Source organism: Methylibium sp. T29-B (assembly GCF_000576225.1).
GTDB lineage: Bacteria > Pseudomonadota > Gammaproteobacteria > Burkholderiales > Burkholderiaceae_C > Methylibium > Methylibium petroleiphilum.
This window is the reverse complement of the sequence record NZ_AZSN01000140.1, coordinates 1-9,463: the sequence shown is the minus strand read 5'-3', so window position 1 is coordinate 9,463 and position 9,463 is coordinate 1. Positions and strand designations below refer to the sequence as shown.

Annotated in this window: 6 protein-coding genes and 3 pseudogenes; 5 read left to right on the top strand and 4 right to left on the bottom strand. The window is 71.8% G+C overall.

Translation table 11 applies throughout. The annotated features are described in order from the left end of the window. Positions 1-216, bottom strand: a 216-nt coding sequence (locus tag Y694_RS17235; RefSeq protein ID WP_036234755.1) for a Rieske 2Fe-2S domain-containing protein, incomplete at its 3' end; no start/stop codon positions are given. A 318-nt stretch (positions 217-534) separates the two neighbouring features. On the opposite strand from Y694_RS17235, the gene Y694_RS17230 reads away from it, so the two are divergent. The 4 genes and pseudogenes from Y694_RS17230 to Y694_RS17215 all read left to right on the top strand — a co-directional run bounded on the left by Y694_RS17230 (position 535) and on the right by Y694_RS17215 (position 5,356). After that, a complete protein-coding gene (locus Y694_RS17230; protein WP_036234754.1) occupies positions 535-747 on the top strand; it encodes a hypothetical protein in 213 nt (70 codons plus the stop codon). A gap of 81 nt (positions 748-828) precedes the next feature. Next, a complete protein-coding gene (locus Y694_RS17225) occupies positions 829-2,550 on the top strand; it encodes an ABC transporter ATP-binding protein (RefSeq protein ID WP_310732268.1) in 1,722 nt (573 codons plus the stop codon). A gap of 132 nt (positions 2,551-2,682) precedes the next feature. Beyond that, positions 2,683-4,170 carry a diguanylate cyclase domain-containing protein gene (locus tag Y694_RS17220; protein WP_051495855.1) on the top strand — a complete coding sequence of 496 codons (1,488 nt, stop codon included), beginning with the start codon at positions 2,683-2,685 and terminating at the stop codon, positions 4,168-4,170. 119 nt (positions 4,171-4,289) lie between these two features. Then, positions 4,290-5,356 (top strand): annotated as a pseudogene (locus Y694_RS17215) (calcium:proton antiporter). A gap of 219 nt (positions 5,357-5,575) precedes the next feature. On the opposite strand, the pseudogene Y694_RS26110 reads toward Y694_RS17215, so the two are convergent. The 3 genes and pseudogenes from Y694_RS26110 to Y694_RS17205 all read right to left on the bottom strand — a co-directional run. Further along, positions 5,576-5,878: pseudogene (locus Y694_RS26110) on the bottom strand (hemerythrin domain-containing protein); the annotation flags it as partial. A gap of 112 nt (positions 5,879-5,990) precedes the next feature. Continuing rightward, positions 5,991-7,244 (bottom strand): MFS transporter, encoded by a 1,254-nt coding sequence (locus Y694_RS17210; protein ID WP_036234751.1) that lies wholly within the window; start codon positions 7,242-7,244, stop codon positions 5,991-5,993. Positions 7,245-7,378: 134 nt separating this feature from the next. Then, on the bottom strand, positions 7,379-8,335 hold the full coding sequence (locus tag Y694_RS17205) for a helix-turn-helix domain-containing protein (protein WP_036234750.1): 957 nt from the start codon (positions 8,333-8,335) through the stop codon (positions 7,379-7,381). A gap of 149 nt (positions 8,336-8,484) precedes the next feature. Here Y694_RS17205 and Y694_RS17200 point away from each other — a divergent pair. Next, positions 8,485-9,463: pseudogene (locus tag Y694_RS17200) on the top strand (carbon-nitrogen hydrolase family protein); the annotation flags it as partial.

Below are 9,463 nucleotides of genomic sequence, written 5' to 3'. Positions count from 1 at the left end.
ACACGCCACCTCGTCGCCGATCCGCTTGCCCAGGTGCAGCGGCGCGAAGCGGTGCGGGCAGCGGTCGTGCAGCGCCACCGCCGTGCCGTCCTGCTTGCGGTAGATCAGGATCGAGGTGTCCAGGATCTTGCGGTTGAACAGCGCCTGCGCTCCCACCTCGGTGGACAGCGCCGCCACGTACCAGGCGTTGGTCAGGTAGGGGATCTGGGTTTCCATGGAATGTCGTGTCTCCGTTGTCGATGGACCTTGCCGTCGGGGGGCCCGCCAAGTCCGCTCTTCGGGCGGTGCGTGAAGGCGCATTAGCAATCGCAGGGCCAAGCCGGAGCAACACGCCAAGCCCTTGATTGCGAACGTCTTTTTCAGCAGTGCCGGCGGCGACGGGGGCGCGTGCGGCCGCTCGGGTTCCGCATCTGCCGCAATGCCGGGGCATCGATTTCGGCATTTCCCGCAGGGCGATCACGGTGCGCGGACCGCCGAGGATCGGGTATGGTCGGCTGTCTCACGCATTCGCTTCCTCGAGCTCGCGAGTCCCCCATGCCCAGCGAGAACCTGCCCCGAACACCGCATGCCGCCCACCCGACCGAACGCCGGACCGGCCGCGACCGGCGGCGCACCGAGTCGCCCGAACCGCCCGGCGGCCGCGAGCGCCGGCGCAACGTGGAGCCGCGCCAGCCCGACGTGGCCGAGCTCGACCTGTCGCTGTCCCAGTGGGACGCCCTGAACGAACTGCCGACACCGAAGAAGTAGGCCCGATCGCGAGCGACGAGACGAGGCGATGACCGCCGCCGCACCCGCAGGCCGCGCGCCGGTGACGCTGTACCGGGCCCTCTGGCGCCACGCCGAGGCGCGCGCGGGCAGCTGCTCGGCGCAGCCCTGCTGCTCACCACCTCGCAGCTGCTGCGGCTGGCCCTGCCCTGGCTGGCCGGACTGGCGATCAATGCGCTGCAGGGCGGCGACCTGCGCGCCGCCGGCCGCTGGATCGCGGCGCTCGCCGCCCTCTACCTGCTGTCGTGGGCGGCCCACGGCCCCGGACGCATCCTCGAACGCAATGTCGGCCTGCGCGTGCGCGAGGCGCTGGCCGATGCGCTCTACGCACGCATCGCCGCGGCCCCGCTGGCCTGGCATGACGGCCACCACTCGGGCGAGCTGCAGCACCGCGTGCACCAGGCGAGCCGCGCGCTGTCGGACTTCGCGCAGACGCAGTTCGTCTACCTCGCCAGTGCCGTGAACCTGGTGGGGCCGCTGGTGGCGCTGACGCTGCTGTCGCGCAGCAGCGGCGCGCTGGCGCTGGCGGGCTACGTGCTGATCGGCCTGGTGATCCTGCGCTTCGACCGCGCGCTGATGCAGCTGGCGCGCGCCGAGAACGATGCCGACCGGCGCTACGTCGCGGCGCTGCTCGACTTCCTGGCCCATGCATCGACGGTCATCGGGCTGCGGCTGTCCGCTGCGTCGCGCACGCTGCTGGCGCGGCGTCTCGGCGCGGTGTCGGCGCCGTTGCGGCGCAGCGTGCTGCTCAACGAGGGCAAGTGGTGTGCGGTCGACGTGATGGGGCTGGCGCTCACCTGGGCGCTGGTCGCCGTCTACGTGCTGCAGACGCGCACGCCGGGGGCGCAGGCGGTGATGCTGGGTGCGGTGTTCATGGTCTACCAGTACGCCCAGCAGGCGGCGGGCGTGGTGAGCTCGATGGCGGCCCACTTCCAGTCCTTCGCGCGCATGCACGCCGACTACGGCAGTGCTGCACCGATCGAGGCTGCGCCGTCGCGCGCCGCCGACCCGGCCGATGAGCGCATCGACGCCGCTGCCGACTGGCAGGAGCTGGCCGTGGACGGGCTGGCCTGGGACTACGCGGCACGCGACACCGCCGCCGACAGCGGCGAGCGCGCGGTCCAGGGCCTGCGCGAGGTGAGCCTGACCCTGCGGCGCGGCCAGCGCGTCGCGCTGGTCGGCCCCAGCGGCGGAGGCAAGAGCACGCTGCTGCGCGTGCTGGCCGGGCTCTACACGCCGAGCGGCGGCCGGCTCGCGCTCGACGGCCGGGCGGCCGACTGGCCGCGGCTGCGCCGACTGGCCACGCTGATCCCGCAGGAGACCGAGGTGTTCGAGGCAAGCGTGCGCGAGAACCTGGACTTCGGCCGGGCCTGCGCCGACGCCGATCTGCACGCCGCACTGCACGTGAGCGGCTTCGACGAGGTCCTGGCCGCCATCGGGAGCGGCCTGGACACGGCCCTGTCCGAGCGCGGCTTCAACCTGTCGGGCGGCCAGCGGCAACGCCTCTGCCTGGCGCGCGGTGTGCTCGCCGCGCGCGGCAGTTCGCTGCTGCTGCTGGACGAGCCCACCAGCGCCCTCGATGCCGCGACCGAGGCGCGCGTGCTCGAACGCATCGCGCAGGCCTTCCCGGCGGCCTGCCTGGTGGCGTCGATCCACCGCCTGAGCCTGCTCGATCGCTTCGACACCGTCGTGCTGATGGCGGCTGGCCGCGTGGTCGATGCCGGCCCGCGCGACGCCGTGCTGGCGCGCCAGCCGACGCTGCGATTCGTGCCGGTGCCGCATTGATCGACGCTCCACATCGGGCATCCTTCACGACCGGCCCGACCGGGCCGCCGTGTCGGGCCGCGAGGCCTGCGATGCTCACCCCGAATGACCGATATCCCTGTTCCCGAACGCAGCGGCTCGATGACCCCGACGATGCTCTCCCCGCAACCGAATGCGCAGGCCGACCGACCGCCGGCGTGGTGGGTCTACCTGCTGCTGCCATTGCTGCATTTCGCCAGCGTCAAGCTGACCTTCCTGTGCGCCGTGTCGCCCGAGAACGAGGTGGTGATCTGGCTGCCCAACGCCGTGCTGCTGGCAGCGCTGCTCCACTTCCGCGGCCGGCGCGGCGGCTGGATGGCCCTGCTGACGTTCAGCTCCGACGTGCTCGCCAACCTGCCGGTGTTCCCACCGCTGCAGGCGGTGCTGCTGAGCCTCGTCAACCTCACGGAAGTGACGCTGGCCTACCTGCTGCTGCGCCGCGCGGGCACGTCGCCGGCGTTGGACCGGATCCAGGACCTGGGCAAGTTCGTCGTCATCGGCCCGCTGCTCTGCGCACTCGTCGCCGCGCTGCTGGCGAGTCTGGTGCTGCAGGCGATGGACGGCGTGACGACACCCTATCCCACGCTGGTGCTGCTGTGGTGGTTCGGTGACGGCCTGGGGCTGCTGATCTTCACGCCGATGCTGCTGGCGCTGGCGCAGCCCGCTCCGGAGCCGATCCGGCTGCGCTGGCAGGACGGACCGGTGCTGCTGTTCACCGGCGCGCTGGCCGGGCTGATCCTGTCGGGGCAGTCGGAGCGCTGGAGCGGCGTGCCGCTGACGCCGAACCTGCTGCTGCCGCCGATGCTGTACATCGCGGTCCGCTTCGGCACGCGCTGGACCGCGCCGGCGGTCGCACTCATCGCACTGGCGGCCGCCTGGGCCCAGACCACCGGCCACAAGCCCTTCGGCGAGGCCTCGCCGCACGAGCTGATCCTGCGCACCCAGGAGTTCATCCTGACGCTCAGCATCGTCGGCATGGGCTTCGCCACGCTGCTGAGCGAGCAGCGCGCGCTGACGCGCAGCCTGGAGGACAAGGTGCGCGAGCGCACCCTGAAGCTGGAGGAGTCCAACAGCCAGCTGGGCACGCTGAGCACCACCGATGGCCTGACCGGCATCGCCAACCGGCGGCGCTTCGACGAGTTCATCGCCGGCGAATGGCGACACGCCCGCCTCACCGGCCAGCCGCTGGCGCTGGCGCTGCTGGATGTGGACCTGTTCAAGCACTACAACGACCGCTACGGCCACCAGGCCGGCGACGACTGCCTGCGCACCATCGCGCAGGTGCTCGGCGCCAACGTGCGCCGCGCCGGCGACCTGGTGGCACGCTACGGCGGCGAGGAGTTCGCCCTCGTGGCGGTGGCGGCCGACGAGACCAGCGCGCTCGCCATGTCGCGCGGCATCTGCCAGGCCCTCGAGGCGCTGGGGCACCGCCACGAGCTGTCGCCGTTCGGCGTGGTCACCGCCAGCATCGGCGTGGCGGTGCTGGTGCCCGGCGAGCACGACACGCACGAGACGCTCATCCGCCGGGCCGACCGGGCGCTCTACCAGGCCAAGGCGAACGGCCGCAACCAGGCGGTGCTGGCGGACGACGCCGCGGCCTGACCCGCACCCCGGCGCACCGCGCGCCCTGTCCGACTATCCTTCGCGCTTGCCGCCGGCGGCGCGATCGACCGTGTCGCGCCGCGCCGTTCCACCGCTCGCGCCCCTGAAAGGACCGCCATATGCCCCGTTGGGCCCTGCTCCTGCCGCTCGCCGCCGCTGCCCTGCTGGGAGCCTCGCTGGCCCTGCCGATGAACGCCGCCATCGCCTCGGCCTGTGCCGTCGCGCTGATCGGCGCGGTGATCGCGGCGGTCCACCATGCCGAGGTCGTGGCGCACCGCGTGGGCGAGCCGTTCGGCACGCTGGTGCTGGCGATCGCGATCACGGTGATCGAGGTGGCGCTCATCGTCTCCATGATGCTGGCCGGCGGCGAGGGCAAGGCCGAGCTGCCGCGCGACACCATCTTCTCGGCGGTGATGATCATCTGCACCGGCGTGGTCGGCATCTGTCTGCTGGTCGGCGGCCTGCACCACCACGAGCAGTCCTTCCAGCTCGACGGCGCGAACTCCGCGCTGGCGGCGCTGGTGGCCATGGCCGGTCTGTCGCTGGTGCTGCCGTCCTTCACCACCAGTTCGGACGGCGGCACCTACACGGTCTCGCAGCTCACCTTCGTCGCGGTCTCCTCGCTGGTGCTGTGGGCGGTGTTCGTGTTCGTGCAGACGGTGCGCCACCGCGACTACTTCCTGCCGCCGACGAATGCCGACGACGAGGACATCCACGCCAAGCCGCCGTCGAACGGCCAGGCCTGGGCCAGTTTCGGCCTGCTGCTGATCGGCCTGGTGTCGGTGGTGGGGCTGGCCAAGCAGCTGTCGCCGACCATCGAGCGGCGGTCGCGGCCGCGGGCGCGCCGAAGGCCGTGATCGGTATCGCGATCGCGCTGCTGGTGCTGCTGCCCGAGACCTGGGCCGCGGTGCGCGCCGCCCGCGCCGATCGCCTGCAGACCAGCATGAACCTGGCGCTGGGCTCGGCGCTCGCCAGCATCGGACTGACCATCCCGGTGGTCGTGGTGGCCGCAGTGCTGCTCGACCTGCCACTGGTGCTGGGCCTGGCGGCCAAGGACCTCGTGCTGCTGCTGCTGACCTTCATCGTGGGCGCCATCACGCTGGGGACCGGGCGGACCAACCTGATGCAGGGCGCCGTGCACCTGGTGCTGTTCGCGGCCTTCCTGTTCCTCTCGCTGGTGCCCTGACAGGTCCCACGGCTCAGCGCGGCGCGGCCACCACTTCGCCTGCGCTGCTGACATCCACCCGCTGGTAGTCGGCGGCATACTTTTTCGCATGCGCACCAGATCCTTCTGATAGCGCCGGCCCAGCATGTCCTTCTTGTCGACGTCGAGGATGCGGCCGGCCACCTTGAAGAACTTGCGCTCCTCTTCCTTCAGGTGGTGCCGCACCTTCTCGCCGAGCCGCTTCGCGGTGTCGAGCCAGGCTTCGCCCTGCTTGTCGGACACGCTCAGTTCCTCGCACAGCTCCTCGATCTGGTGGTGCTCCGACAGGGCATGCCGAGACGACGACAGCCCCGGATCGGTCATCAGCAAGGGCACGTAGAGGAAGCGTTCCTCGGCGGCGGCATGCGCCTCGAGCTCCACCTTGAGCTGCAAGAAGACCTGCTCGCGCTGCGCCGTGGAGGCGCGCGCCGCCGTCAGCCGGCGGCACAGCTGGCGCTGGATCTCATGGCTCTCGTGCAGCAGATCGAACAGGCTCGCGGACATGGTGGCGGTTCCTCCGGTTGGGTACCGGGCCAGTATTGCGTTCGACAGCAGGCACTGTCCACCCGCCGCAGCGAGGTCGCGGCACAGGCGCGCAGCCGTCAGCGGCGTTGTCCTACACGGCAACGGCTGCCGCGGCCCGCGACCGCAGCGCGAGACCGGCCACGAAGGCCCGTCCGATGAGCAGCAGACCCACCGCGCCGATCGCCAGGAAGCCCGGCGGACCGATCACCCCCACCAGCCACCCGCCCAGCGCCACGCCGGCCGACTGCCCGAGGAAGAAGCACGAGGCGAAGGCGGCGACGGCCGCACCACGCCGGTCGGGCGCCATCTGCGTGGCATTCACCTGCAGCGTGTTGTGCACCATGTAGAAGCCCAGTCCGGCGACGAAACATCCGGCCAGCGCCCAGCCCCAGCCCGGCCCGAAGCCGACCGCGACAAGCGCCCCGCACATCATCAGCGAGCCCCAACGTGCCAGGCCGGCCTCGCCGAGCCGCCGCACCAGGGGGCCGGACGAAACGGCGAAGGCGAAGCCGCCCAGCCCGAACAGCATCACCAGCGCGCCCGCGGCCGACAGCGAGAGCTGGAAGGCCTCGTGCACGTGCGAGGCGATGAAGGCGAACGGCCCGAACAGGAACAGGCCCTCGAGAAACACCAGACCGAGGACCACCCGAGCCCAGGGACGCGCCAGCACGCCGCCGAACTCGGTCGCGATGCGGCGCAACGGCGACCCGTCACTCGCCGCGCGCACCGGGCGGGCGGCGTCCGGCAGACGCCGGTTCAGCGCGAACAGCGCGACGCTCACCAGCGCGAAGAAGCCCGCGAGCAGGAAATAAGGCGCGCGCCAGCCGAGGTGATCGGCCGCGAAGCCTCCCAACCAGACGCCGGCGGACAGGCCACAGATCTGGCCGATCAGGAAGCGCGCGAGGACGGGCTGCCGGCGCTCGTAGTCGACGACGTCGCCGATCCACGCCATCGACAAGGGGATCACCGCCGCCGCGGTCGCGCCGGCCAGCACGCGTGCCAGACGCAGCGCATCGAAGCCGGGCGCCATCCCGCACAGCACGGACGTGAGGGCGCAGGCCGCGGTGGCCCAGGCGATGACGCGGTACTTGCCGTAGCGATCGCCGACCGGACCGAAGAACAGCTGGGCCAGCCCGTAGGCCGTCGCGAACAGCCCGATGACCTGCGAAGCCTGGCCCAGCGTGAGGGCGAACTCGCCGGCCAGGCGCGGCAGCAGGGCATCGTTCACCCGCATCGACAAGCCGCTGCCGAAGGCCGCCAGCGCCAGGCAGGCGACCGCTCCGCGCGGGAGCGGCGGCGAGGAGGAAGAAGAAGAAGAAAGAGACGGCGGCGCGGCAGCGTTCATCAGGCGGGAGCGAAAGACGGCGCGTCCGGACACGGGCGGGCCGGAGACGACCAGCGGCGACTCTAGGAGAGCACCGTGGCGCGTGTGCCGGCAAGGTCTCTCGCAGCCGTGCTAGCCACACGACGTCCGGCATGTCAGGTTTCGATCCGGGCCCGCAGCTCGCGCGGTGAACAGCCGAAGCGCCGGCGGAAGGCGCGGCTGAAGTGGGCGGCATCCTTGAAGCCCCACGAGTACGCCAGTTCGCTCACGCGGCGCAGACGCTGCTGCGCGGCGCACAGGTCGCGCCGCGCGGCTTCCAGGCGCTCGGTCTGGATCCAGTCGGCCAGCGAGCAGGCCTCGCCGGCCCAGGCCCGGTGCAAGGTGCTCGGTGACACGCCGAGGCGCTCGGCGATGCCGGCCACCGTGAGATCCGGATCGCGCAGCCGCTCGCGCACCAGCGCCTTCACCTGCTGCCGGTGCAGCGCGACGAGCCGCGACACCGGCGGCGGCCGGGCGCCCGGCAACGTCGACAGGCCGGCGATCAGGATCTGCGTCACGCTGTCCGCCACGGCCGCCGCCGACTCGGGCGCCAGCGTGGCGATCTCGGCCGACAGCGTCTCGATCATGCCGATCATCAGGTGACCGGCCCCGCGCCGGCCGCTGACCGCGCAGGCGGTGAGCGACGGTGTGTCGGTCAGGGCGGTGCGCAGCGTGGGGCCGGGCAGCATCAGCACGTACTGCTGGAATGCCGCGTCGAAACGCAGCTCGTAGGGCCGCGTGCTGTCGTAGAGGGCGAAGTCGCCGGGCGACAGGTGGGCCACGCGTCCGTCCTGCACGACCGCGCCGCAGCCCTGCGTCTGGATGCTGACGAGGAAGTAGTCCTCGCTCGCCCGCGCGATCTTGGCCGGCGTGCGGCGCACGCGCTGCGCGCTGGCCGTCACGCGCGACAGCGTCAGCGTGGACAGCGCATCGGCGGCGATCTCGCCTTCGAACCGCGAGGCGTCGCCGATCGCGTCGCAGTCCAGCTGCACGTAGGTGTCGCAGACGCCGTCGGTCCAGTACGCCAGACGCTGGGCGGGCTCGACACCGACGGTAGTGAACAGGGTGGGCATGGGGCTGCAGCTCAGGGCCTGTAAACGCCGTTCGCAACGCGGCCAGGCCGCGCGCTGCGTGCTGCGGTCAAGTACCGCGCTTCGTCCAGGCAAGACGCCGGGACGGATCCGTCGCATGCTCCGCTCCATTGCACGACAGGAGCCTCGCCATGCCGGTTTCGCACCCCAAGTTCCGCGCTGCCGCCGTCCAGGCTGCGCCGGTGTTCCTGGACCTCGACGCGTCGATCGACAAGGCCGTGGGCCTGATCGCCGAGGCCGCCGCGCAGGGCGCGCAGCTCGTGGCCTTTCCGGAAACCTGGCTGCCCGGCTACCCGTGGTTCATCTGGCTCGATTCGCCGGCCTGGGCGCTGCAGTTCATCCAGCGCTACCACGATCACTCGCTGGTCGACGGCTCGCCGCAGGCCGATCGCATCGCCCAGGCGGCCCGCGACCACGCCATCATGGTCGTGATGGGCCACAGCGAGAAGGCCGGCGGCAGCCTCTACATGGGCCAGTGGATCATCGACGCGAGGGCCGCACGGTGGCGCGGCGCCGCAAGCTCAAGCCCACGCACGTGGAGCGCACCGTGTTCGGCGAGGGCGACGGCAGCGACCTCGGCGTGCACGACACCGCGCTCGGACGCATCGGCGCGCTGTGCTGCTGGGAGCATCTGCAACCGCTGTCGAAGTACGCGATGTACGCGCAGGACGAGCAGGTGCACATCGCCGCCTGGCCCAGCTTCTCGCTCTACCGCGGCGGCGCCCATGCGCTGGGCGCGGAGGTGAACACCGCCGCCAGCCGCATCTACGCCGTGGAAGGCCAGTGCTTCGTGGTCGCCCCCTGCGCCACGGTCTCGAAGGAGATGGTGGCGCTGCTGTGCGGCGACGACCCGACGAAGCGACAGCTGCTGCTCGAAGGCGGGGGCTATGCGGGCATCTACGCACCCGACGGCCGCCTGCTGACCGAGCCGCTGCCGGAGCACACCGAGGGTCTCGTCCACGCCGAGCTCGACCTGGGCCTGATCACGCTGGCCAAGGCGGCGGCCGATCCGGCCGGCCACTACTCGCGGCCCGACGTGACGCGCCTGCTGCTCGACAAGACACCGCGCGACCGCGTGGTGCTGGCGCCGCAGCGCCCTCCCGGCGCGCG